We start from the raw sequence: 26,573 nt of genomic DNA, 5'->3' as shown, positions 1-26,573 counted from the left end.
CAAAAATGAACTCTCTCAAAACTATATTCATTAAAGATCAAAAGACCTTAACGATATGTCGCATCCTTTAATTTTTGATCACGAACGCATTGAACAATTCCGCAAACGCGCTTTTCAAAAAGCAAAAGAAGGGTATGACTTTCTACTATCCCACATGGCTGAAGATCTCTATAAACGTCTTAACACTGTTGATCGTCTCTTTACATTAGCTTTAGATTTACACAGCCATACAGATCTTGCAGCACAAACCCTTATGAAATCTGGAAAAGTTCATTCCATAGAACGTGTTGAAACCGACATGCTTTATCAAAACCATGACAAAAAATTTCATTTACGTTCTCGAGAATTTCTTGATTTTCCTCAAAATTATTGTGATCTTATCGTTTCACTTCTTTCATTACAATTGACCAATGATACCCCTGGCGTTCTTAGTCAGATAAAAAATATCCTTAAACCAGATGGTTTATTTCTGGCTGTTATGGCTGGGGTTGGTACGCTCTCAGAATTACGTGAATGCCTCTTGCAAGCTGAAATTGAAATCTATGGCGGGGCAAGTCCAAGGATCTATCCTTTTGCCGATATTCGTGCGGTAGGTGCTCTTTTACAGCGTGTTGGTTTTGCTCTCCCTGTAGCAGATATTGAAGATGTCACAATACGCTACGATACAATGTTTGATCTCATAAATGACCTTAGAGCTATGGGAATGCAAAATGCGCTCATTAATCGCTCACGACGCCCTGTATCCAAGCGCTTTTTTCTCCGTGCAGCTGAAATCTATGCAAAACGATTTAGCGATCTTGATGGCCGTATTCGCGCGCATTTTTCTTTCATTTGGCTTTCTGGTTGGGCTCCTCACCCAAATCAGCAAAAACCCATACAGCCAGGCTCAGCGCAAATATCTCTTGCAGATGTTTTAGTAAAACAGTCAAAAAAAACATAAGATTCACCATGAAAATTATTTTTCAAAGATGCTTCTATCCGTTGTTTGTAACATCTGGCTGGTTATAGTTCCAGCCAACATTGAATCATTTACATTTAAAGCTGTACGCCCCATATCAATGAAAGGTTCAATAGACATAAGTACAGCGACCAAAGAAACAGGAAGCCCCATAATTGGCAACACGATCAATGCAGCGAAAATAGCACCACCACCAACACCAGCAACACCAATAGAACTCAACGTTACAACACCAACAAGAGCAGCAATCCACGTAGGATCAAAAGGATTAATACCCATAGAGGGCGCTATCATGGTCGCAAGCATTGCTGGATAAAGACCTGCACAACCATTTTGTCCAATTGTGGCCCCAAAAGAGGCTGCAAAACTGGCTATTGATTGTGGGACACCAATCCATTGCGTTTGGGCCTCAATATTTAAAGGAATACTTGCAGCACTTGAACGACTGCTAAAAGCAAATGTCAAAACCGGTAAAACCTTTTTGAAAAAACGGAAGGGATTAATTCCCGATATACCAAGCAACACACCATGAATTCCAAATATAAGGATAATACCAACATAGGAGGCGATAATAAAAACCAATAAATTTAAAATATCTGCAACATGCGAAGACGCACCTACTTTAGTCATAAGTGCAAAAATACCATAAGGTGTCAAAGCAATCACAATACGGACTAACCGCATAATCCAAGATTGTGCCACTTGAATAAATAGAAGTGCTTTTTCCCCTTTATCTGGCTCATCTTTCTTTAAAAGAAGAACCGCAGCCCCTAAAAACGACGCAAAAATAACAACACTGATAATTGATGTACGCTTGGCTCCACTTAACTCAGCAAAGGGGTTTTTAGGAATTAAGGATAAAATCATCTTTGGAATATTCATATCCCCAAGTTGAGAAATACGATCCCCGAGAATATTAGAAACATCTTGCCCTTCATTTACCAAACCACTCGTCGTTAATCCAAAGGCATTAACTACCAAAACGCCAACCAACGCTGAAAGAGCAGTTGTAAAGAGCAATATTGAAATTGTCATTATACTCATTTTGCCAATAGCATAAACAGAATGCAAATGAGCGATCGCTGAAACGATAGAGATAAAAACCAATGGCATAACAATCATCTGTAATAACAAGATATAGCCATTACCAACAATGTTAAACCATTCAATTGATTTCAACAAAGTAGCTTCACCTTCTCCATAAATAACCTGCAAAACACTGCCAAAAATCAAGCCAAGGATAAGCCCTAGCATAACACGTAATGAGAGGCTCCATTTCATCCTCTTACTCTGGCCAAGCCATAACAAAAAAATAACAAATAGAAATAAATTGATGAAAAAATTAAATGCCATTGTTTATGCTCACTATTGTTATGCTTGATATTGAATCATATGCACAGTCCAGAATTAATGCGTGATATTTGAAAATGAAATATAAAGCTTAAGATGCTTTTACAAAATCATTATTTTTTTAATTTACAGGTTAGAAGGGAAATTTTTATCTCCTAATAACTGCTTAAAGAAGATAAAAAAATCAAATAAAATTATTTTCTTTTATCCATAAAAATTTTTAAACCAGATAAAATATAAACACTATTTCATTGGATCCCGATACTAAAAGGAAAATTTCAATATGCTTTATTATATGCATAATGTTATCATTTCTCTCTTACTACGTAAAGCAATAAGACTTATATAAACTACCGGATAATTACATGGTTTCTTTTTCTTAATACGATATTAAATCATCCTTACCAATTTTATTATCGATATTATGAAAGTTTTCATCTCTACCTCTTTTAAAATATGCGTCATTTTATTGTCAATAATATTGATTTATAAAGATAATTTATTGTTTTTTACTTAAATGGGGATTTTGAATATAATCAAAATTCCCTCATTTTAAGCCCGTTTTAAAGTAAATTAAAAAATCTTTTGCTAGCTACATAATAAGTAGAATAAGAAAATATCATGAGAGTGAATCTGTTACTTACATAAATAAAGATGACAGTGCCCGATAAATCTTGCGTTGTATTCTCCATGGACAAGCATCAGAAGATGAAATGGAGAACAAAGTGAGATATCTCTCTTAAAGCAAGTCTGTGCATGAGCTGTAACAATGGTATGTAGTTCTTCTAAAAATATACAGCGCTTTTCTTGCTTTAAAATTTAATAGACGCATTCCAAAAAGACAGGTTCTACAGATTTATCCCAAATAGAATGGTAAAGAGACAAAAATTTATCAGCATCTGTTTGTCCCATTGCAATAACCTCTTCTAAGGGAGCCAAAAAACTTGTTTCATCCAAACCATTAGAAGCATACTGCCGACGATTTTTTAAACCCTTGTGTGAAATAGCAACAGCCTGACGTGCTATTTCTAAAATGATGGTCTGACGAAAAGGTGTTTTTAACCCTTCTTTAGGAACACGTTTGCGCATATCCAAAACTTCTTCAAAACACCAATCTTTTGTTAAAGCCTCTGCTTCATTAAGCGCTTCACTATCATAAAGAATCCCAACCCAAAAAGCCGACAACGCACAAATACGCTTCAAAGAACCGCAATCAGCACCTCTCATTTCCAAAAATCGTTTTAAGCGTACTTCAGGAAACAAAGTCGATAGATGATTAATCCAATCTCCCATATTGGGTGTTGCATTTGCAACCTGCCCTCTTAATGCTCCATTCATAAACTGACGAAAAGTTATATGTGTACAATCGTAATAACGACCGTCACGCACAACGAAATACATCGGGACATCAAGTGCCCATTCAACGTAATCCGCAAAACCAAAGCGCTCAGAAAATATAAAGGGAAGGACCCCAGTCCTCTGATTATCAGTATCGCACCAAATTTCAGAACGCCAAGACAAAAAGCCATTCGGTCGCCCTTCAGTAAAAGGTGAGCTGGCAAATAATGCTGTCGCAATAGACTGCAACTTCATTGATACTTGCATTTTTCGCCGCATATCCGTTTCAGATGAAAAATCAAGGTTAACCTGAACAGTCGATGTGCGATACATCATATCAAGACCACTATGACCAACTTTTGGCATATAATTGGCCATAATCCGATAACGTGATTTAGGCATTCGTGGAGTTTCAGTTAATGTCCACTTTGGACTAGCACCAATGCCTAGAAAACCAATACCCAATGGCTCTGAAATTTTCTTGAGAAGAGCTAAATGCTCAATTACTTCGCAATAAGTATCACCAATCGTTTTTAGTAGTGCGCCAGATAATTCAAACTGTCCTCCTGGTTCCAAAGAAATAGCACCTTGACCAACCGATCCTACAAGCCCAATAATATTTCCCTCATCTAAAATAGGTTCCCATCCTAACGCTTTTTGCATTCCCTCTAAAAGTGCGCGTATTCCTCTCGAACCTTCATAAGGAACAGGACGAAAGTCACCTCTATAAAAAGGAAATTTTTCATGTTCTGTACCAATACGCCAATCATGCTCTGCTTTACACCCCCCTTGGGAATAGCTAACCAAGGAATCTAAGTTATAAATTTCACTTTCATCAGTTATATCAAGTGCCATAACTTATTGTATCCTACCATTAGTTCCATCATTTTACAGGAATCGTTTAAAATAATTTTACAGATTTCTCAATCAATTGACCAATCCCCTATCGTAGCATTCAAAAGAGCCAAAGCAGCAACAGCTGCAGTGTCGGCGCGTAAAATACGCGGACCTAATGGTATCGAAATTACAAAAGGATGTTTTTTTAAAAAGCTTCGCTCTTCTTGACTAAAGCCACCTTCTGGTCCAATGAGAATACCCGGCGCCAGCATTTCACGTTTTTTAAAAAGAGGTAATGGATTATGCGATTTGTGGGTCTCATCACAAAAGAACAAAGGTTGTGTTTCATCCCAACGTGCTAAAAGCTCCGCTAACGACACAGCAGGTACACATTCTGGCAAAGATAAAATGCCACACTGTTCAGAAGCCTCAACAACATTAGACTCCATACGCGCCATATTGATACGCGTAACTTGTGTGTGATGCGTTATAACAGGCTGCAAAACTGATACCCCCATTTCTACAGCTTTTTGCACCATGTAATCCAAACGCGCGGTTTTGAGTGGAGCAAAACAGTAAATGAGATTTGAAAGCGCTGTTTGAAATCTTTCTTGATGGATAAGCTGAACTACAACAAACTTTTTCTTAATGGTGATAAGTTTAGCAAGCCATTCACCATCCTGTCCATTAAAAAGTAAAATTTCTGCTCCTTCTTGCATACGCAGAACATGTACAATATAAAAAGCTTGCGGTCCTTCTATCTTTATTTTTTCATTTATGACAAGTGGCTGTCGAATAAATAATCTTTTAAGTTTATAATTTATACGCATAAAAAATTGTGCCAAACTCACTATGATCGTTGAAAAAATGAAGAAAATATATAACAAAAAGACAAAATTACATCTATAAAACTATAAAGTTTTTTTACATTTATAAGATAAGAGTGGGAACAAAGAGAATACTAGGTGATTCTGCTTTTATACAGATTTGTAATAATACAACCATTACCATTGCATTTACATGATTGGAGGGAAAATATGTCTGCTAAAAAAGCCACGGTTATTACTATTATAACCCTCTTCGCCTTTATTCTCATTACTGTAGGAATTGGCTCTGTTGGAGCAGATGGGAAGCGCACAATAACCGAAGATGGTTATGGCATCTCATCTCAAATTCAATAAGCATAAGCATATGCTAAATATTTTCAGAAATTTATATTCATATTATATGCACATAATGTTTTCAGTAAGTTTCTAAAATAGCTGCTCATAATGAAAAACAATGATCAATCCGTATCAATGTCTTTTTTAACCCAAAAATTGCCATGCTCCTGTCCTTTAGAGCTAAGAGAAAAAGAAAAAGGCCACGCAAGACTGTTCGCAAGACATTCGACATCTCTACATAAAGTTTCTGAAATATTATTTTTTCGTAATTGTGCTTGTAATATCAATTCATTCTGTTGATCTTGAGCAATTGATGCTGCAATTGCTCCCTGAATGGATAAGCTCCAATCCGCCGTATGCATCAATGATTCGATCACAGTAATTGTGCCATCTGAAAATCTTGTTTGAATATCCCAACGGTTAAAGATTGTGGATAAGGAATCATGATTCACTAAAAGAAATTGTTCCTTTTTAAAAAGCCTTGTCGGCAAATCATTCAAATCATATCCTAACAGCCGTCCAGAAAACATATTCAGTGTTAATTCACCCTGCATTTTCGCAAAAATTTCCGACCAAGAACTGGCAAGGGTCTTTACTGTCATGATAAAATTGGTTTTGGACTGTGCAAATGGGCGTATTCCTAGCACCTCTGCAGCAACTTTGGTATCAATGGAAGTCCCTGAAACGCGTCCTTCAAGTTGCATTTTCTGACCAACTGATGTTATTTGAATATTGCTTTGAAGTGCTCCACCAAAAACGTTAGCATGTCCAAGATCAAAAATGCCATGCCCATTTTTTATTTGTATGGCAGCAGCTAAATCAGTCAATACAACATTTCCCACTTTTGCTTGTGGTGCAGAAAGCCGTACATCTACCCCAATACGATCTGCCATATCAAGGAATTGATTCTTCTCTTTAACTGAAGAAAACACTGACCTTAAAAGGTCAAAATCTAGATTATCAAATGCTAAAGATCCAATTATAATTGGTACATAGTCCTGAAAATCAACTTCTAAAGCTCCACGTGCATTTGCCGTACCCATCGTAAATGCAACATTATCCATTTGGATATGCATTGGCTGTGCTACAAAGCGAGACTCCCATACAATAGGTTCTTTTAATTGATGCCCCCAAAATTGATTGTCTCCAATCCAGGCCAATGTCTGATTCCAACCCGGAGAACGCATCGATACTTTTCCGTCAAAAACATAGTATTCAGAGAACCGTGCCTGTCCTATAAAGGTTATACCACCGCGCACAGAATTGAGACTTGCCTTAACCTGGCTTTTCCCTCCTGCTAAAAGCAGCAACGCTTGATCGGCATTAATTGATAATTTTGTCAATTCTCCGCGCCAACGAGCATCTGCATGAAATCGCGCTTCCTGCGTGGACTCTGGCCAATCTAAAACAGCATTTAATCCCGTTATTTTTTCTGCTATACCCGAAATACTATCATGATATACGAGAATGCCATTTTCAATAACAATCCGCCCAAAAGGCTGCTTCAAAAGACGCTTTGTATCTGGCTTATCAGGGTTATGTTTTAATATTTCACGAGCATTGCGTATTGCTAATCCTAATGCACCTCGTGAACGCGAAAATCTAGCAAAAAAATCCGCTACTGTTTTAACAGGCTTTTCCATAACAAATTGAGGACGCACAATTCGTGTCTCTGAAAAAGAAATATGTCCCGAAAGAAGATCCACCAAAGAAAGATCAACTTCTATTGATTCAGCTTCCATGAGTGGTGCAGCATTATTCATTTTTGATATTAAAGTAATACCGGAAAGATATGCTTTAGGATAAGGAAAAATATTCAACCGCGGTGGATCACGCAATTCCACATTATAGCCTGTCCACACACTCAAATCCTGCGCTAAACGAATACGAATCGTATCTGTCGACACAAGATAAGGTAAAATGAGAATACCAACTTCAAATAAAACAACAATTGTAATAAAAATTCCGCTCAAAAATTTTATTATTCTGGCGCGCACAATCTTCCTCTATACTTTTGCCCCTATAACAGATTAAAAGCACATCTTAATTATCGTTAAAAAAGTTCTTATAATCTTAAAATCCGTCATACTTATTTAATAATTGTATTATTCTTGTTCTTATCCAAAGTTTATTGAAACGGCAATGTTGCTGCTGCTTAACAAAGCAATTATTCTAAAATCTCTCGAAAACCAAAAAATATATAACATTCTCAAACCATCCTTAGCATTCCCAGATTAATACTGCTACAAAGCTCTATTGTATCGTCAGCAAATGCTTTACAAACAAAACAAATAGGCCTCATGAAAGGATCGTTCCTATGAACAATATTATTGACGGAAAAAAGCTCGCTGAAAAAATTATTATGAAAGTTAAGGCTGAAACAACTAAATTGCGCAACAACTATAAGATACAACCTGGTATCGCTGTCATCATTGTTGGAAACGACCCAGCAAGTCAGGTATATGTCACGTCAAAAAGCAAAAAAGCCGAAGAATGTGGTTTTTTTTCAATCAAGCATATGATTTCAAAAGAAACACAGGAAAAAGAACTCCTTCACCTCATCGCAACATTAAATTCCGATCCCCAAATCCACGGTATTTTGGTACAACTTCCCCTCCCTGATCATATTAATACAAACCGCATAACACAAGCCATCGCTTTCCAAAAAGATGTTGATGGTTTTCATTATATCAATATAGGAAAACTCGCAGCAAATGCACTTGAAGATGCTATCATTCCCTGCACACCAGCTGGTGCCATGATGATGATTGAACAACAATGTGGACAAGACTTATCTGGTCTTGATGCTGTTGTTGTTGGACGCTCAAATATTGTTGGCAAACCTATGGCCGCCCTCTTAACAGCAGCAAATGCCACTGTAACAATCGCTCATAGTCGTACTCGTGATCTTGATGACGTATGTCGTAGCGCTGATATCTTAGTAACAGCTATAGGTCGCCCACAAATGATTAAAAAAGACTGGGTTAAAAATGGGGCCATTATTATTGACGTGGGCATTAACCGCATTGCAGCACCAGAGAAAGGTGTGGGAAAGACGCGTCTTGTTGGTGATGTCGATTTTGAAGAAATAAAAGAAAAAGCTGCCGCAATCACCCCTGTTCCAGGAGGAGTCGGACCAATGACAATCGCTATGCTGATGGTTAATACGCTCAAAGCTGCGGCTCGATTACATAATCTGCCCATACCAAAATTCTAAGGATTTTATGCACTTTCATTGCATATGCATTACTTTATCTACTTTTCGCTCTTTACTCATGCTATAAGAACAGATGCTCCTTGATCTGCACGATTAACGGAGTGACGAAAAATACGAAAAAGTTCGCGTCCAACGCCATATTCATTCTTTGAAAGGTCAGGAAGGGTGATTTTTCGTGCATTAAATTCTACCTTATCTTCTAAAATAGCTAACTTACCCACATGAGCATCAAGACAAACGACGTCACCATTCTGCAAACGCGCAATCGGACCATCATCCAAAGCTTCTGGTGTCACATGAATTGCAGCAGGAATTTTTCCTGATGCACCGGACATACGACCATCCGTTACCAATGCCACCTTTTGACCACGATCTTGTAAAACACCTAAAATTGTCGTTAATTTATGAAGCTCTGGCATACCATTAGCTTTTGGCCCTTGGTAACGAATGACAGCAATAAAGTCTTTATCATTCAACACCCCCGCTTTAAAAGCCTCTTGCAGTTCTTCTTGATCATTAAAGACAAGAACTGGAGCTTCAATCCGCCAATACTCTGATTTGACGGATGAAACTTTCATAATAGCTGTGCCTAAGTCTCCCAATAAAATACGAATACCACCATCAGACTGAAATGGCTTTCTCCATCCTGTTAATACTTTATGATTAGCACTTTCATTTAAAGCAGGCTCGCGCACTACATTGTCATCATTGCAAAGCTTTGCTTCAATTGCATAAGCATTGAGATCTTTACCAAAAACTGTACAAACATCTTCATGAACTAAACCTGCCTCAATCAATTCGCGGATAACAAATCCCATACCACCAGCTGCGTGAAAATGATTGATATCAGCCAAACCATTGGGGTAAATTCGTGCTAAAAGAGGCACGACTGACGAAATTTCTGCAATATCATGCCATGTCAATAGAATACCCGCAGCAGCAGCCATAGCAATTAAATGAATTGCATGATTAGTAGATCCTCCTGTTGCATTCAAGCCTACAACAGCGTTCACAAAAGAGCGCTCATCCACTATCAACCCAATTGGACTGTAACTATCGCCAAGAGCGATCATTTCAAGTACACGCTTCGTGGCTTCCTTTGTTAAGGCATCACGCAACGGTGTATTCGCATTGATAAAAGAGCTTCCGGGCATGTGAAGCCCCATCATCTCCAGTATCACCTGATTTGAGTTAGCCGTTCCATAAAATGTACATGTTCCTGGCCCATGATAAGAACGAGCTTCCGATTCCAGCAATGTTTGACGATCTATCTTATTTTCTGCATAAAGCTGGCGTATCTTCGCTTTTTCGTCATTGCCTTGACCACTTGTCATGGGACCAGCTGGAACAAAAATTCCTGGTAAATGGCCAAATGTTAGTGCACCAATCACCAAACCAGGTACGATTTTATCACAAACCCCGAGATAGAGTGCCGCATCAAACATATCGTGTGATAAACCTATAGCTGTCGCCATGGCAATCACGTCACGCGAAAAAAGGGAAAGCTCCATTCCTGTATTCCCTTGTGTGACACCATCACACATCGCAGGCACACCACCTGCCACTTGTGCCACACCACCAAACATACGGGCTGTCTCTTTAATTAAGTGAGGAAAACTCTCAAAAGGTTGATGGGCCGAAAGTATATCATTATATGCAGTAATAATACCAATATTCCCAACGATATTACGCTTCAAACGCTTTTTATCTATTGAACCACATGCCGCAAAACCATGGGCTTGATTGGCACATCCTAAAAAACTCCGCTTCGGATGATTTGCCTGCGCTTTTGCAATACGGTCTAGATAAATTTCCCGCGTCGGAGCAGAACGTTCACAAATTCTTCGCGTAACCGTAGCAATTGTCTTTGAAAGTGCCATGTTTATTCCCCCTTTCATTTACGCATCCCATCATGAGTTAGAAGGACTACGTATCTACTTTACTCGTCTTATGTTCTGCTTCACTTATTTCATTTTCTTTAGGCGACCAATAAACCTGAACAAGATGATGAGCATTGCGTAAAACCGCTCGAACAGGCATTTCCATTTCAGATCCATTCTGACAAACTACTTCAAAACAATCGCGTTTCTGAAAACCTTCAAAATGGAGAATAATGCAACGAGATTGCATTATAACTGGTAAAGTCAGCGTGAGTCTTGGCTCAAGAGCACTCTTCGCATAAAGTGGTAAAACAAGTGCTTGCGTTTGAAGATCAAGTGCTTGTTTCAAGCGATCAGCATCAGGAAAAAAAGAAGCAGTATGTCCATCCACCCCCATTCCTAAAACAACCACATCAAATGGTCTAGGCAAAGTATTGACACGACTAGCTGCTGAAAAAGCGGCAAGTTCAACCGTAATTGCCTTTTGATAAAGCCCTACAAAACGCGCTTTAGCGGCAAAATTTTGTAACAAATAGCGTCTCACGACATGTTCATTTGAACGCTCATGATGAACAGGTACAAAACGTTCATCAACCAAAGTAATGATGATATTTTCCCAATCAATATCAGCTTTTGACAAATAATGAAAAAACAATTCTGGTGTTTTACCACCAGAAACTGCCAAAATCGCTCGCTTACGCTCAAGAACAGACACGCTAAGCTCTGCGGCGACTCGATCAGCTAATGCTAAAGCAAGAGCAGTGGGTGTTGCAAAATCTAAATGGTCGATATTTATTCCATACATATTTATCGCTCTAAACCAAATTGTTCCATATACGCCCATCACGTTCCATCAAAAGTTTCGAAGCAGATGGTCCCCATGAGCCAGCGCTATAACCATGAACAGGCTGCTTTATGGCTTCCCATCCCTCTAGAATTGGATCAATCCAACGCCAAGCAGCTTCAACTTCATCACGACGCATAAAGAGTGTTTGATCTCCGCGAATAACATCCATTAATAAGCGTTCATAAGCATCAGGATTACGCTGAGAAAATGTAGACGCAAAACTCATATCCAATGGAATATGACGAAATCGTATACCACCAGGACCTGGATCCTTAATCATCAACCATTGTTTTACGCCTTCATCAGGCTGGAGACGAATGACGAGCCGATTAGAAAAAATTTCATTTGAATCCGTCTCAAAAATATTATGGGGAATGGGTTTGAAAACGATAACAATTTCAGACATCCGCGTGGACATGCGTTTACCTGTTCGCAAATAAAAAGGCGTATCTGCCCACCGCCAATTATCAACCTTAATTTTAAGCGCCACAAATGTTTCGCTCCTACTAACTTCTTTCCCCAAATCATCAAGATAAGATTTTACACAAACATCATCCAATATACCAGAAAGATACTGCCCACGTACAGTATATTGCTCTACATTACGAACATCGAGAGGCATTAAAGAATGCAAAACTTTCAGTTTTTCATCACGCACAGCATTCGCACTATTGGTAAATGGTACTTCCATAGCAACCAAACAGAGCAATTGCAGCATATGATTTTGTACCATATCACGCAGTGCACCTGCACTCTCATAATATTCTATACGCCCTTCCAATCCTAAAGATTCAGCCACCGTTATCTGTACATGATCAATATAATTGGAGTTCCATAACGGCTCATAAAGTGTATTAACAAACCGCAATGCCATCAAATTTTGAACGGTCTCCTTGCCCAGATAATGGTCAATGCGAAAAATCTGATCTTCATCAAATACGCTTGCAAATGTATCATTGAGCTGAACCGCTGTTTTTACATTACAACCAATAGGTTTTTCAATAATAATTCGTGTTTTTTGCGTTACTAAACCATTTTGTCCCAATCTCATCGCAATATCACCAAAAAGGGATGAACCAACTGCTAAATAAAAAACTCGAATATCAGATGGATCTTCTGAGAGCGGTAAAGCGAGATCTCTCCACCCTCGATTTGATGTAATATCAACAGAAATATAGGTTAAACGCGCAAGAAAACGATTGAGTTCAATTCGATTGAGATCTTTTGGATGAACATATTTTTCTAAAGAAGCACGAACAAAATTTTGATACTCTTCACCACTCAAAGAAGAGCGCGAAACTCCAATAATACGTGTTGGCTCGCTCAATTGCCCAACACACTGACAATGGTATAAAGCAGGTATAAGTTTGCGTGCTGCTAAATCACCATTGCCACCAAACACAATACAGTCAAAGGGAGAGACTGGAATAATTTTACTCACCATGAACTCGTCTCTCTTTCTATTCAATTATAAAAGATTAAACAATTTATAGAAGCTTATCATTAAAGCAGACAAACGCTAAACAAGCCATTAATTTCCTTCATTTTAAATGATGTCCGTTAAAAATGATCCATCAAAGAAAACCAATGCATTGCGAAAAATATAAGCGGGTAACGCAGCATTTTTCCCCCTGGAAAAGATGAAATCTTTAAACTCTGAAAATACGCAAAACGCTCATGCTTCCCAGTTAACCATTCAGCATATAATTTCCCCATAAAAGGAGCAAGCATAACCCCATGTCCCGAATAACCGCCGCAATAAATCATACCTGGTAAAAGTTGGCGAACATAAGGCATGCGCTCAACTGTGATGGCGACCGTTGCACCCCAACAATGCGTGAGATTTATAGATTTGAGATGAGGATAAATCTCAGCAATTTGTCTTTGTATACGTTCCTCTAAATCTGCGGGATGCCGATTATCATAACTTTCTACTCCGCCAAATAATAAGCGATTATCAACACTTTTACGAAAATAGCGAACCATAAAACGAGAATCATCTACTGATTCGCCTCCCAGAAGAATGGGACTCTCTTTTGATAATGGTTCAGTTGCTCCAATATAAGAGCGGATAGAAACAATATTTTTCTCAACAAAACGCTGAAATCCAAGCTTATAGGCATTGGTTGCCAATAAAACATGTTCAGCCATTATCTTGCCTCGTTCTGTTATCACTATCCAATGGCTACCCTTACGATTTACCGCAGTAACTTTTGTCTTCTCATAAAGTTTAGCGCCAGCATTTTTTGCTTTTTTTGCTAACCAAACAACCAGCTTTAAAGGATTTATATGACCAGTATGGGCATCATAAAGACCGCCATAATAAAAAGACGAACCAAGCCGTTTAGCTGTTTCATCCTTGTCCATAAAAGAGAGATCATAATAACCATAACGCTGCATCAGCTCAACATGCCGTTGATAAGATATTACCTCGCGCTTTTTATGGATCACAGAAAGTTGTCCTTCCATAAAATCACACTGACAATCAGGCATCGCACACCAAGACAAAATATCCCTTTTGGCTTCTTCAGCTAAATCAAACAGCGCCTTACTTCGTTCAAAACCATATTGTTTCTCTAAAGTTTCCACCCATTGTCGTTGCCCTGTTCCCAATTGCCCACCATTGCGCCCTGAAGCACCATCCCCAAAACGCGAAGCTTCACACAAAACAACATTAACTCCAGCCTTAGAGAGATGGTAAGCAGCCGAAAGCCCGGTAAATCCACCGCCAATAATAACTACATCACACTGTTTCTGTCCGTCAAAAAATGGATAAGAAGGACGCTCTTCTAAAGTGTCTTCATACCAAGAAATTTCTGGAGAAATCGAATTATATTCAATCATCGTAATAAAACTTAAACATTCAGCAAAAGATATTCACGTTCCCACGGGCTAATCACTTCCATAAAAGTTTCAAACTCTTGTCGTTTGATAGCAGCATAAGTACTTACAAATACCTCTCCTAGAATAGCACGCACTGCTGTATCTTGTTCAAATAAGTTGACAGCCTCAATAAGTCCACGCGGTAATTCAATATTATCAGCATTCACATTCTTTGTTGTCGGCTCATCTGGTTCAAGCTTTTGCTGCAATCCGATAAGACCACAAACTAAAGAAGCCGCAAGCGCTAAATAAGGGTTAGCATCTGAAGAAGGAAGCCTATTCTCAACACGGCGTCCCTTTGGAGCAGAACGAGGCACACGAAAAGCTGTAGTACGATTATCATATCCCCATCGCAAATTAACAGGCGCCGAAAGATCAGGTACAAGACGTCTATAAGAATTCACATAAGGAGCAAGCATCACAAAAACACCAGCCATATGCTTTTGTAATCCACCAATAAAATGGCGAAAACAAACACTTTCCTTCCCATCTTTCTGTGTAAAAATATTCATACCCGTTTTCTTATCAACAACCGACTGGTGAATATGCATAGCAGAACCCGGTTGCCCTTGAATAGGCTTAGCCATAAAAGTTGCATACATATTATGCTTCAATGCCGCTTCACGAATCGTTCGTTTAAACATAAAAACTTGATCAGCTAATTCAATTGGATCGCCATGACGTAAATTAATTTCAAACTGACCTGCTCCTTCCTCATGAATAAGCGTGTCAATTTCTAGCCCTTGCGCTTCCGAAAAATGATAAATATCATCAATTAAATCATCAAATTCATTCACACCAGCAATCGAATAGCCCTGCCCCCCACCAATTGAACGTCCAGAACGACCAACCGGAGGAACTAAAGGATAATCAGGATCTGGATTTTTCTGCACCAAATAAAATTCAATTTCTGGTGACACAACTGGTTTTAAACCCATTTGTGTGTAAAAATCGATCACTGTTCGCAAAACATTTCGTGGTGTGTAATCAACAACTTCGCCATTTTGATAGACAAGATCACAAATTACTTGTGCAGTAGGGGCTTCTTCCCAGGGCACAATGCTTAATGTAGAAAGGTCAGGTTCAAGGCGTAAATCGCCATCTGTTTTAGGATACTCAAAACCATGACCATCTTCAGGATAATCTCCTGAAATTGTGGCCATAAAAACGGCTGAAGGCAATGCCAACGATGTTTTCGATGTAAATTTTTTAGAAAGCATCATCTTACCACGGGGTACACCCGCTTGATCAGGCGTAATACATTCAATATCTTCTACATTACGGAATGCAAGCCACTGCGAAACTTGCTCCCAATTATCTACACCACGTAAATTCTTGAGAAAATCAGAAACAAGCTTAGAACCTTTGCTTTTTATTTGTTTACCATTTTTCACCACCATAACACACCAACTTTAAAAAATACTCAAGCACCCCACTTTTATGGTATCATCCATGCATGAACCTCACACAAAAACTTTATTAACTTAATTTTTAAAAGAATGACACAATTTCCATTAAGGTAAAAGAAACTTTGAGATTATTATAAGCTGTTTATCTTATCAAACATAGTGAAAAAACTGGTACGGTTGGTGGGATTCGAACCTACGACCTCTGGTGCCACAAACCAGCGCTCTAACCAACTGAGCTACAACCGCATAAAGTGAATGTATCAGACTGTTCACTCTTTCGTAAAGACTTATTCTTTTCTTGTGTGACATAAGGAAGATTAGAAGAGTTTGCAAGCCCCTTAAAAAAAATCCCGCATTTTTTATAAAAAAATAATTTTATCATGAAGAAAGCATGTGTTTTGCCCAATACTCAACACGCTGGTCGCGATAAGCCTTTATGCTCTCAACGCCATCTTTCTGCATAAACTGTAAAATCTCTTTCAAAATAGTTATGGCAAGGTCTGGACCTTCATAAACCATCCCACTATATAATTGGACTAAGTCTGCACCAGCTTTCACTTTTTCCAAGGCTGTTTTTGCATCCCTTATACCCCCAACACCAATGATTGCAATCTTTTTTCCTAATTTTTGACGCATTTTTGCTAGCACAATAGTAGAACGCTCAAAGAGAGGACGTCCAGAAAGTCCCCCCTCCTCATTCCTTAGTGTACACTCCCTAAGACCTTGGCGTGAAAGAGTGGTATTGGAAACAATGAGACCATCAAAATCAGAGAGTTTCATTTCTTCAGCCACATCATCCAATTCTTTCTCTGATAAATCAGGCGCAATTTTCAAAAAAATCGGAACGAAGAATCCATGCTTTTTCTTTTGTTCATTACGCGCTTGCGAAATCGCATTCATCAAAAGATGCAAACTATCACGCACTTGCAAATCACGTAAACCAGGTGTATTAGGTGAAGAAATATTAACCGTAAAATAATCAGCAACGTCATAAAAATAAGCAATACTCGTGATATAATCATCGATCTTATCGACCGTATCCTTATTAGCCCCAATATTAATCCCTACAATACCAAGACGTTTATACCCATGAAGTCTGCCGTAAACAATTTGACGCCCATCATTATTAAAACCCATTCTATTAATAATCGCTTCATCTTTTCTCAGGCGAAAAAGCCGCGGTTTAGGGTTTCCAACCTGAGGTCTTGGCGTAACAGTACCAATTTCAGTGAAACCAAATCCTAAATGAAAAACATCATTGACAACCTCTGCATTCTTATCAAAACCCGCAGCAAGACCGATAAAGTTTTCAAATTTAAGACCCGCAATAGTCACACATAACCGATTATCAACGACCTTCTGATAACTGTTCAGTCCACTTTTCAGCCCCATAATCGCTAAACGGTGTGCATGCTCTGGATCCAACATAAATAAAGCAGAACGACCAATACAACGAAAAAAACTCATCCATCCCTCTCCAAAACACACAAATAATCCATTGCACCCTCACGTAAAACTTTTAACATAAAAGCTTACCATTATAGATCGAACCTTATCTCGATAATAACGTAATCCCTACTAAAAGAAAGTTTACAATATCATTGCTCTTCATCTTTCTGTTTATGAACATTGAACAGAAAAATCCTTTCTTTTTTTCACAATTATTCAGATATTGAAAATTGCAACACTCTGCAAATAAGAACAACAGATAACCTCATAAAATATATCTCATTTTTCAATATATTATCATAAAAGTCTTGAAATAATTTTATAAATTAAAGACAATGGTTTACCTTTAGTCGCCAAGAAGAGAAAATACAGTTCTTATCAAAAAATTATCCGTCTGAGCTTTATAAACTATTCTTCTCTCAAGCCAAACAAAGCGCCTCGTGAAACCTTTAACATGTTATAAGAATCTCAAAAGGGTTTTGATATTTATAATATAATGCTGCAAGAAAGTGAAAAAACTACCCTTTCTTTTTTTATCAAAAGCGATAGTTAAAATTACTGTATGTCTAATATACAAAGGGGAAAAACCTAATGCTTAAAGAATTCAAAGAATTTGCCCTAAAAGGTAATATGATTGACCTCGCCATCGGTGTAATTATAGGGGGAGCTTTCGGAGGCTTAGTCAATTCGATTGTCAATGATATTTTTATGCCAATTATTGGTCTCATCACAGGTGGGATTGACTTTTCTAACATGTTTATTCAACTTGCCGGTGAAAAACAAGCTACTTTGAGTGCGGCTAAAGCAGCCGGAGCGACTATTAGCTACGGCAACTTCATTACTTTACTTATCAATTTTCTCATTATTGCTTGGGTTCTCTTCCTCTTTGTTAAAAGTATGAATAAAATACGCAGAAAACAAGAAGAGGAGGAAACTTCAAAAAAGATGTCTCTAGAACAACAACTTCTCTCAGAAATCAGAGATTTGTTGGCCAAGAAAAAATAAATTGATGCGTGAACTTCACGCATAAAATATAGGAAAAAACATTTCTACAGTTGTCCCGTGATTTGGTTTTGAAAATAACAAAAATTGGCCACCACTTTCTTCTACCATTGCTTTACACATTGGTAGTCCTAGACCAGTGCCAACAAAAACGCTGTCCCCAGAGCGGCCATCTTTGCGTTCTACTTGACCATAAGGTTGTAGTGCTCGTAGAATCTCTTCGTCATTCATCCCTACACCATTATCACTCACTGAAATCTTCACTCGCTCTTTTTTGCTATAAGAAACGTGGACAATAATTTGTCCACCCGATGGTGTAAAACGGATGGCATTGGAAAGAAGATTCCATATGATTTGCCGAAATATCTGTTGCGATATACAAATAAATGGCACATAAACTGGTGCAACAATGCGCATAATAATACCATTATAATTCGCTTGTGTTTCAAGAAAAGCCATACTCGCACGCAAACAGGACGTCACATCAAATGTTTCAGCTATAACGGATCTATTGTTCTGGTGATTTGAACTCAAATAATTTGCTTTCGAGCACTCTAGTAATTGATTCACCAGCGATAATATATGTCTTCCAGATGAAATAATATCACGTAAATATCCGCGATAACGCTCATTGTCTATCGCACCAAAACGGCCATCCCTCATAATTTCTGCAAAACCAATGAGAGCATTTAAAGGTGTTCGCATTTCATGAACAACTCCAACCATTTTATTCTCTTCGGCCTTTTTATCTAAGGGTAATACCACACTTGTCATATTACGTAGTATAACAGCATAACTGTCTTGTCGTGCCAGAAATACCATCGTCATAGAAACGGTTATACTCTTATAATTTTTCGTCACTAAATCAGCTGTGTCACCGCGAATAAAAGCCTGATTTTTTCTCTTCATACGGATCAACTCAAAATATTTTTCAACCAAAGAGCGACTTTGCAAAGTAAATAATGATGATAATGGCTGAGCGAGTAATTCATTTATTTCATAACCAGTTAATGCCAAAGCAGAACGACTGACAGCTTGAATGAAGCCCTGTTCATTCAACCATAAAACGCCATCAGTAGCTGTATCCAACAATGATAAAACTGCTGCTGGCTCTTTTACAAGAAATTTCTCTATGACATTTCCAGACAATGTCTGTGCACATGGCAACTCATCGGCTGTTTCTTCAACCAAATGCATCCCCTCTACCGATGAATCCAGTTCGTCACGCAAGCGTTCTGCAATCTCACGAAAAGCTGAACGCTCTACCTCCGAGAGACTCGATGTTTTTGTATTCAAATCTTCAACTCTTTTTTCTTGTACTTCTTCTTGCATGTTCAAAACACCAAAATCATGACCCCATTTAAGACGCTGTGTTTGGCATTTAAAATCGGCAAAACAGAGAGTTTAACATAAAGCCATTCTAAACAACCATCAACAGTCCCTTAAACAGTCTGTTCACTCCAAGGTATAACCACCTCAATAAAATTGCTGAATATGTGCTCCCGCTCCTCATGAAATTGATTGGCAAGTTCATACATAAAGAGATCCTAAAATAGAGGAAGATAGAGACTTAATAACTTCAGCTCACTCTTTTGATATATCACAAAAGTGGCTCTTTTTATCCATATCCAGCGAAAACATCGTGACAAAAGTTCTGGCATAACACAATAAGATCTTGCTTACACTTAAATATCTGTGCCTTTAAGAACACGCATAAAACCCATAAAATTACTGATTTTCCTTTCAAATTAATAATGCCAATTTATGTAGAAATACCCCCTCTAGATAAAATGACTCTGACTGGGATCTCATTATCAGTGGTCTGTAGCAGAATTTTGACCATTTCATCAACAAAACAAAAATGACAAGAAGCCCCTCACACCGTTACATTTTCATCAATCACTGCAACGGGCATAGTTGCATCGTCCAAACCAGTCATAAAAGAAATACCTTCCTCCCCGAAAGCTTCCAGCAAAAATACTTTGCCATCAATAACATCAATCGATATTAAAGGAAATTCAATATAGCGCTTCAAACCACCTAACGCAACAGAACCTACACATTGAGCACTCTAATATTTTGTCGTGCTCCACCTGATCAAAAAAAGACCATTCTACAATCATAACAGCCACAAAAGAAAAAACAAAAATACGCTGCAACACTTTTTGACCAAAAAACATTTCTACAATCTGAGTCAAGATATTGATTTATAACATTTTTTAAAATGTGAATGAGAGACCTTAATACCGTAAGATTCTTTCATTTTAACCCCTCTTATATTGAAATAATCAAAACCATTCACTTGCACATCACAAGCGGGATTAGCGCACAGATAAAAAACCTTTAAGAAAGGAGAAAAATGCCTTTTATGAACCATCTCAATGCAAGGACTATCGGCAACATTTTGAGCTGGCAAAGAGAATGATGGTGCCAGCTTACTCCTTCATAGGTGTAAAAATGGTGATGCATAATGGAGGAAAAAAGCTCTCTGTCCTCGAAAGAAAGCTTATCTAATTTCTTTACATTCTCCAGATACTCTAAAAATGGCAAAGATATCTCACGCCCTCTTTGTATTACCCTGCGTTCCTACCCGCAGCTTTAATACAAAATACCGCTTTTGCTCTACCACTTCCTCTTTAATCTTTCATAGTAACAAATGATCACGTAATAACACGCGCATCTTTGCAATAAATCAAGCATTAACTCTTAAAATAACGACCGTTCAATATTTTTACAGTTATTTAGCTTTAAAATTATCTTATTTATTATTGTAAGTCATTAATGAGAATCTCACGTTTTCCAACATGATTAGCGGCTCCAACAATGCCTTTTTCTTCCATGCGCTCTACGAGAGAAGCTGCCTTATTATAACCAATTGCAAGCCGTCGTTGAATATAAGATGTCGAACATTTTTTATCACGCATAACAATCTTTACAGCTTGCATATAAAGTTCTTCACCATCCTCACCAACATTTTCTGCCGTAGAAACTTCCGCAACTGAATCAGCTGTTTCCCCCTCTTTGTTATCGTTTTCACTATCCGTTACTGTTGCTAAATAATCAGGCTTTCCTTGCATTTTAAGATGTGCAACAATCGCTTCAACTTCTTCGTCAGAAACAAAAGGCCCATGAACGCGCACAATGCGTCCACCACCAACCATATGAAGCATATCTCCCTGGCCTAAAAGCGTTTCCGCACCCTGTTCTCCCAAGATTGTACGACTGTCAATTTTTGATGTTACCTGAAAGGAAATACGGGTAGGAAAATTCGCCTTAATCGTGCCAGTGATGACATCAACAGAAGGACGCTGTGTTGCCATAATAAGGTGAATGCCTGCTGCACGCGCCATTTGCGCCAAGCGCTGAATAGCATTCTCTATTTCTTTACCTGCCACCATCATGAGATCGGCCATTTCATCAACAATCACAACAATATAAGGAAGCTGTGTTAGATCCATTGCTTCTTCATGATAAAGCATTTCCCCACTTTCTTTATCAAAACCCGACTGTACAGTACACGTAATCGTTTCGCCTTTTTGTGCCGCAAGGGCAACGCGTGCATTAAAACCATCAATATTACGGACACCTAATTTAGCCATTTTACGGTAACGTTCTTCCATTTCACGAACAGCCCATTTTAAAGCTGTTACCGCTTTTTTTGGATCCGTCACAACAGGTGTTAAAAGATGTGGGATGCCATCATAAACAGACAGTTCTAACATTTTAGGATCAACCATGATCAAACGGCACTGCTTTGGTGTCATTCGATAAAGAATCGACAAAATCATTGTATTAATCGCAACAGATTTGCCCGATCCCGTTGTTCCCGCAACCAATAAATGAGGCATTTTCGCTAATTCTGCAATGACAGGCTCCCCATTAATCCCCTTCCCCAAAGCAAGAGCTAATTTAAATTGACTTTCACGAAAAGAACTTGTTTGGATTAACTCCCGCAAATAAACGGTTTCACGAACCGCATTGGGTAACTCAATGCCAATGACATTGCGTCCAGGAATTACAGCAACACGTGTAGAAATAGCAGACATAGAACGAGCAATATCATCAGAAAGATTGATGACCCGTGATGATTTTACTCCAGCTGCAGGCTCAAATTCGTACATTGTCACTACTGGTCCTGGATGAACATGGATAATTTCACCCTTAATTCCAAAATCTTCCAAAACACTTTCCAAAAGTCCAGCACCTCGTTCCAATGTTTCCTGCGGAATTACCGTACCTTCATGAAAAACAGGCTCCTGCAATAAATCAATGGGAGGAAATTCATAATTACCATAGTCAAAAGACTGAGTATTTGGCATAAAAACAGAATTATAACTGCCTAATGACGCGCTAATGGATCGCAATGCTTTTCCTTTTGCGTTCATGAGAGATAAATCTTCTGAATTCTTCTCTACGCTTTCTTTTATACGACTGCCAATATTGTTACTATTCTTGAGCTTATTAGTCGCACTTGTATCGTTTAACGTATGAGTAGAATCTTCAACAATCATTTCAGAATGACACTTTTGAACTTCTTTAACAGTATCATTCTTTACATGCATTAAATCAGAAGTTTCTTCAATTCCCTGACATTCCTCCTCTAGAGATTCCGATGTAATGGCATTGTAAAATTGTGGAAAACGGTATTCAAGAACACGATAAAGAGCAGTAATTGACTCATCAAAGGAAGTAGCTGTATTCAATAAAGCCTCATCACTTGTAAAATCAATCGATGTGGGGTTTTCTTCTAAAATTTTAGTGTCAACCTGTTCTAACATAAAGGCTTCACACTCAAAAAATGCATCATCAGAAAGATAAAAAATAGGCTGTGTTTTTTGCACCACATTTTCTATTTGTAATTTATGCTTCCCGGCATTTTTCTCAAGTGGCATAGGAACAGTTTGCTGTGACAACTGCTCCAAAACAGTTGAATGACAAATTGATGCTTTATTCTCTATCGATCGAGAATTCATCACCTTTTTGGTCGAAGGGAGATTTGTTGTTTTCTTGTTATAATGTATCGTTTTTGTAAGATTTTTTTGCTCTTGCTTCGCAAAAATTTTAAACTGTTTTGCAAAAATTGGATCTGTTTCTATGCGACGGCGTAAAATTTCAACTTCTGGTGTTCGGGTAAAACGCACATTCTGTCCGAGTGTAAACGCCTTTTTCCATACTTCCGGATAAGGAAATATTTCAGTAATCTTAGAAGATGAAACTTTTTCTGATGCACCTTTTGTACTCTCATTAGACAAAGAAGACATAGAAATGGATTTTGTTTTCGAATTATGCATGATCCCCAACAAACTTATAGCAATAAGAACAATTACCTCTTCAAAAAGAATGTATAGAGACTATCGTATGAAGGTTAATAACCTTTTGCTAACGGTCACTTTCTGATGAAAAAAAGAATGCTATAATTCCTCTTAATGAAACTTCCTCAACATTGACTGCCTAAATTGCAAAATTCATCCTCTTATATAGTTTTCAGAAATTGATTTTAAAAAAATTCTCTTACAAAAAAATCGCTCATTATTTTTTTCTATTCTCTTTTATACAAATAATACAAAGAGTTGTTACGATTGGTACTTTTTCAACTCTTCAGCCTTTTTATGATAAAACAGTCTATCCTGTATCTTTGATAAGATTATCCTTGTTATTCTTATTAAAAATGTCTCAAATAGGATGGAATTTCAATAATAGAAAAAATAGGGAGTGTATCATGTTAAATAAGCGGAAATTTTATATCAATGGTCTATGGGACGATCCAAGCACTCCTCATGATTTATATGTCATTGACCCCTCCACAGAGGAGGCCTGTGCTGTCATTAGTCTTGGTAGCACGAGAGATGCAGACAAAGCAATTAATGCTGCTAAAAAAGCTTTCCAAACCTGGAAAACAACCTCACCTCATGAACGTCTTGGATTCGTTGAAAAAATTTTAGAGATTTATGAAAAACGCTCAAGTGATATGGCAAAAACCATTTCAATGGAAATGGGAGCACCTATTGATATGGCGCTCAATGCACAAACAGCAACTGGCAGTTCTCATATTCGCAACTTTATCAAAGCTTACAAAGAGTTTTCATTCCAAGAGGCTTTAATAGAAGGAAATGAACAAGCGATTCTTCATTATGACGCTATCGGCGTCGTAGGGTTGATTACCCCATGGAATTGGCCCATGAACCAAGTAACTCTTAAAGTTATTCCTGCTCTCTTAGCTGGCTGCACTATGGTCTTAAAACCCTCTGAAATTGCTCCTCTTTCTGCTATGCTCTTTGCTGAAATTTTAGATGAAGCCGCCTTACCTTCTGGCGTTTTTAATTTAATCAATGGTGATGGCGCCAATGTCGGCTCTTACCTCTCTGCTCATCCAGATCTGGGAATGATCAGCTTTACCGGATCAACCAGAGCAGGAAAAGATATTTCTAAAAATGCTAGCAATACTTTGAAACGAGTCTGTCTGGAACTGGGAGGTAAAGGAGCAAATATTATCTTTGCTGATGCTGATATAGATGCTCTTCAACGTGGTGTACGACATTGTTTTTATAATAGTGGACAAAGCTGTAATGCACCAACACGTATGCTTGTGGAACAAGCCATCTATGACAAAGCCATCAAAACAGCCAAAGATATTGCCGAAAAAACACAGGTGGGACCAGGACACCAAACAGGAAATCATATTGGTCCGGTAGTTTCAAAAGAACAATATGATAAAATCCAAGATCTTATCCAATCTGGAATTGATGAAGGTGCAACTCTTGTCACAGGTGGGACTGGTTTGCCAATGGGAATGGAACGTGGTTATTATGTACGCCCAACAGTTTTTGCCGATGTGAAACCTCATATGCGTATCTTTCGAGAAGAAATCTTTGGTCCAGTCCTTTCTCTTCTTCCTTTTAACACAGAAGATGAAGCCGTCACTTTGGCAAATGACACTGAGTATGGGCTTACAAACTATATACAATCGCAAGATCGGAGCAAATGTCGTCGTATTGCCGCACAAGTGCGCTCTGGTATGGTAGAAGTTAACGGACATGAATTACCGGGTGGAAGTTACTTTGGAGGTGTAAAATTTTCTGGACGTGCCCGTGAAGGAGGTCTTTGGGGAATTAAAGAATTTCTCGATACCAAAGCAATTTCATACTGGTAATAAGGCTCTTATGAAAAGCTTAATAGGAATTGTATGGTCACACAGCGAATAACGGATGAGAATGCTCTTGGGCAACGACTCGATCAGTGGCTTGCTAAACAATATCACAATGTGCTGTCACGTTCACGTCTGCAAGCCCTCATTCGTGAAGGCTATCTTAAAGTTGATGGTCAACTCATAAAGGAGCCGAAAACAAAATTAAAATCCAATCAAATTATCGAATTGACAATGCCTGCTCTTCGTGATGCAGAACCTAGCGGTGAAGCTATTGCATTGGACATTCTTTTTGAAGATGATCATGTCATTGTCATTAATAAACCTGCTGGTCTCGTTGTTCATCCCGGCAATGGCAATTGGACTGGAACATTGGTTAACGCCCTTATTCATCACTGTGGTAAGAGTTTGTCTGGTATCGGCGGGGTTAAGCGTCCCGGCATTGTGCATCGTCTCGATAAAAATACAAGTGGAGTCATGGTGGTCGCCAAAAACGACCTTGCTCATAAAAGCCTTAGTGCACAATTTTTTGACCATGGACGTACTAGCGCATTAGATCGACGTTATCATGCCTTGATTTGGGGATCTCCTAACCGTAATGTTTGGACAATTGATGCCCCCGTTGGCCGTTCTCCGCATAATCGAACAAAGCAGGCGGTCGTCTATAACCAATGTCTCCATGCTCGTCACGCTGTTACACATTTTTCTCTCCTAGAACAATATGGCACCTGTGCAGATAAAACACCTTTTGCTAGTCTTCTAGAATGTCGTCTAGAAACTGGAAGGACTCACCAAATCCGTGTTCATATGGCTCACATCGGACACCCGCTTGTAGGTGATACTGTTTATGGCAATGCTTTTAAAACAAAATCAAATACGCTTAATTCTATAATTAAAAATGCAATCGATCAATTCAACCGACAAGCTCTCCATGCAGCCAATCTTACCTTTGAGCATCCCGCTACAGGTAAAATTATGTCTTTTTCTTCACCGCTCCCTCAAGATATGGCTGAACTTATCAAGCATTTAAAAAAAATAAATTGAAACTTTTAGCTCTCTCATGATTTGACAATAAAATATCTCTTTTTGAACAAAA

Annotated in this window: 19 protein-coding genes and 1 tRNA gene; 6 read left to right on the top strand and 14 right to left on the bottom strand. The window is 38.3% G+C overall.

The features are described 5' to 3' along the window. The first annotated feature begins 55 nt into the window (after nucleotides 1–55). On the top strand, nucleotides 56–940 hold the full coding sequence (locus tag AYT27_RS02075) for a methyltransferase domain-containing protein (RefSeq protein ID WP_034447413.1): 885 nt from the start codon (nucleotides 56–58) through the stop codon (nucleotides 938–940). Between the two features lie 15 nt (nucleotides 941–955). Here the strand turns inward: AYT27_RS02075 and AYT27_RS02070 are convergent, their stop codons facing one another. The 3 genes from AYT27_RS02070 to AYT27_RS02060 all read right to left on the bottom strand — a co-directional run bounded on the left by AYT27_RS02070 (nucleotide 956) and on the right by AYT27_RS02060 (nucleotide 5,313). Continuing rightward, nucleotides 956–2,311, bottom strand: coding sequence for an L-cystine transporter (locus tag AYT27_RS02070; RefSeq protein ID WP_011180334.1), 1,356 nt, complete (start codon nucleotides 2,309–2,311; stop codon nucleotides 956–958). Nucleotides 2,312–3,127: 816 nt separating this feature from the next. Next, complete coding sequence (locus AYT27_RS02065; protein WP_011180333.1) at nucleotides 3,128–4,501, bottom strand: glutamate--cysteine ligase; 1,374 nt, start codon at nucleotides 4,499–4,501, stop codon at nucleotides 3,128–3,130. Nucleotides 4,502–4,569: 68 nt separating this feature from the next. Then, nucleotides 4,570–5,313, bottom strand: coding sequence for a 16S rRNA (uracil(1498)-N(3))-methyltransferase (locus AYT27_RS02060; protein WP_011180332.1), 744 nt, complete (start codon nucleotides 5,311–5,313; stop codon nucleotides 4,570–4,572). A gap of 207 nt (nucleotides 5,314–5,520) precedes the next feature. Here AYT27_RS02060 and AYT27_RS08980 point away from each other — a divergent pair, with 207 nt between their 5' ends. Next, entirely contained in the window at nucleotides 5,521–5,664 is a 144-nt protein-coding gene (locus AYT27_RS08980; protein ID WP_172642076.1) for a hypothetical protein, read from the top strand. Nucleotides 5,665–5,768: 104 nt separating this feature from the next. Here AYT27_RS08980 and AYT27_RS02055 read toward each other — a convergent pair whose 3' ends face one another. After that, nucleotides 5,769–7,643 carry an AsmA family protein gene (locus AYT27_RS02055; protein WP_011180331.1) on the bottom strand — a complete coding sequence of 625 codons (1,875 nt, stop codon included), beginning with the start codon at nucleotides 7,641–7,643 and terminating at the stop codon, nucleotides 5,769–5,771. A gap of 320 nt (nucleotides 7,644–7,963) precedes the next feature. Between AYT27_RS02055 and folD the strand changes: the two genes are divergently transcribed. Further along, nucleotides 7,964–8,863, top strand: a complete 900-nt coding sequence (gene folD, locus AYT27_RS02050; RefSeq protein WP_011180330.1) for a bifunctional methylenetetrahydrofolate dehydrogenase/methenyltetrahydrofolate cyclohydrolase FolD — start codon at nucleotides 7,964–7,966, stop codon at nucleotides 8,861–8,863. A 56-nt stretch (nucleotides 8,864–8,919) separates the two neighbouring features. On the opposite strand, the gene edd is transcribed toward folD, so the two are convergent. The 7 genes from edd to AYT27_RS02015 form a co-directional block, all read right to left on the bottom strand. After that, nucleotides 8,920–10,743: a phosphogluconate dehydratase gene (edd, locus tag AYT27_RS02045; RefSeq protein WP_011180329.1), complete on the bottom strand. Its 1,824-nt coding sequence runs from the start codon at nucleotides 10,741–10,743 to the stop codon at nucleotides 8,920–8,922. A gap of 46 nt (nucleotides 10,744–10,789) precedes the next feature. Next, nucleotides 10,790–11,548 carry a 6-phosphogluconolactonase gene (gene pgl, locus AYT27_RS02040; RefSeq protein ID WP_011180328.1) on the bottom strand — a complete coding sequence of 253 codons (759 nt, stop codon included), beginning with the start codon at nucleotides 11,546–11,548 and terminating at the stop codon, nucleotides 10,790–10,792. Nucleotides 11,549–11,558: 10 nt separating this feature from the next. Next, nucleotides 11,559–13,034 (bottom strand): glucose-6-phosphate dehydrogenase, encoded by a 1,476-nt coding sequence (gene zwf / locus AYT27_RS02035; protein WP_011180327.1) that lies wholly within the window; start codon nucleotides 13,032–13,034, stop codon nucleotides 11,559–11,561. A gap of 116 nt (nucleotides 13,035–13,150) precedes the next feature. Then, nucleotides 13,151–14,434 carry an NAD(P)/FAD-dependent oxidoreductase gene (locus AYT27_RS02030; RefSeq protein WP_011180326.1) on the bottom strand — a complete coding sequence of 428 codons (1,284 nt, stop codon included), beginning with the start codon at nucleotides 14,432–14,434 and terminating at the stop codon, nucleotides 13,151–13,153. An 11-nt stretch (nucleotides 14,435–14,445) separates the two neighbouring features. After that, nucleotides 14,446–15,873 carry a glutamine synthetase family protein gene (locus tag AYT27_RS02025; RefSeq protein ID WP_011180325.1) on the bottom strand — a complete coding sequence of 476 codons (1,428 nt, stop codon included), beginning with the start codon at nucleotides 15,871–15,873 and terminating at the stop codon, nucleotides 14,446–14,448. Between the two features lie 178 nt (nucleotides 15,874–16,051). Next, nucleotides 16,052–16,128, bottom strand: a tRNA-His gene (locus tag AYT27_RS02020). 132 nt (nucleotides 16,129–16,260) lie between these two features. Next, nucleotides 16,261–17,349: a quinone-dependent dihydroorotate dehydrogenase gene (locus AYT27_RS02015; RefSeq protein ID WP_011180324.1), complete on the bottom strand. Its 1,089-nt coding sequence runs from the start codon at nucleotides 17,347–17,349 to the stop codon at nucleotides 16,261–16,263. A 573-nt stretch (nucleotides 17,350–17,922) separates the two neighbouring features. Here AYT27_RS02015 and mscL point away from each other — a divergent pair. Continuing rightward, nucleotides 17,923–18,336, top strand: coding sequence for a large conductance mechanosensitive channel protein MscL (mscL, locus tag AYT27_RS02010; RefSeq protein WP_011180323.1), 414 nt, complete (start codon nucleotides 17,923–17,925; stop codon nucleotides 18,334–18,336). A 15-nt stretch (nucleotides 18,337–18,351) separates the two neighbouring features. On the opposite strand, the gene AYT27_RS02005 is transcribed toward mscL, so the two are convergent. From AYT27_RS02005 to AYT27_RS01990, 3 genes are all read right to left on the bottom strand, one after another. After that, a complete protein-coding gene (locus AYT27_RS02005; protein ID WP_011180322.1) occupies nucleotides 18,352–19,665 on the bottom strand; it encodes a sensor histidine kinase in 1,314 nt (437 codons plus the stop codon). 544 nt (nucleotides 19,666–20,209) lie between these two features. Then, nucleotides 20,210–20,368 carry a hypothetical protein gene (locus tag AYT27_RS09135; RefSeq protein WP_223396427.1) on the bottom strand — a complete coding sequence of 53 codons (159 nt, stop codon included), beginning with the start codon at nucleotides 20,366–20,368 and terminating at the stop codon, nucleotides 20,210–20,212. A 730-nt stretch (nucleotides 20,369–21,098) separates the two neighbouring features. Further along, nucleotides 21,099–23,624: a DNA translocase FtsK gene (locus AYT27_RS01990; protein ID WP_011180321.1), complete on the bottom strand. Its 2,526-nt coding sequence runs from the start codon at nucleotides 23,622–23,624 to the stop codon at nucleotides 21,099–21,101. 428 nt (nucleotides 23,625–24,052) lie between these two features. Between AYT27_RS01990 and AYT27_RS01985 the strand changes: the two genes are divergently transcribed. Both AYT27_RS01985 and AYT27_RS01980 read left to right on the top strand, forming a co-directional pair. Next, nucleotides 24,053–25,483, top strand: a complete 1,431-nt coding sequence (locus AYT27_RS01985; protein WP_011180320.1) for an aldehyde dehydrogenase family protein — start codon at nucleotides 24,053–24,055, stop codon at nucleotides 25,481–25,483. A 33-nt stretch (nucleotides 25,484–25,516) separates the two neighbouring features. Further along, nucleotides 25,517–26,521, top strand: a complete 1,005-nt coding sequence (locus AYT27_RS01980) for an RluA family pseudouridine synthase (protein WP_011180319.1) — start codon at nucleotides 25,517–25,519, stop codon at nucleotides 26,519–26,521. Nucleotides 26,522–26,573 lie beyond the last annotated feature (52 nt).

The organism is Bartonella henselae str. Houston-1 (assembly GCF_000046705.1).
Taxonomy (GTDB): Bacteria; Pseudomonadota; Alphaproteobacteria; order Rhizobiales; family Rhizobiaceae; genus Bartonella; species Bartonella henselae.
Note: the sequence above shows the minus strand (reverse complement) of the source record. Positions and strands in the feature narration are given on the sequence as shown.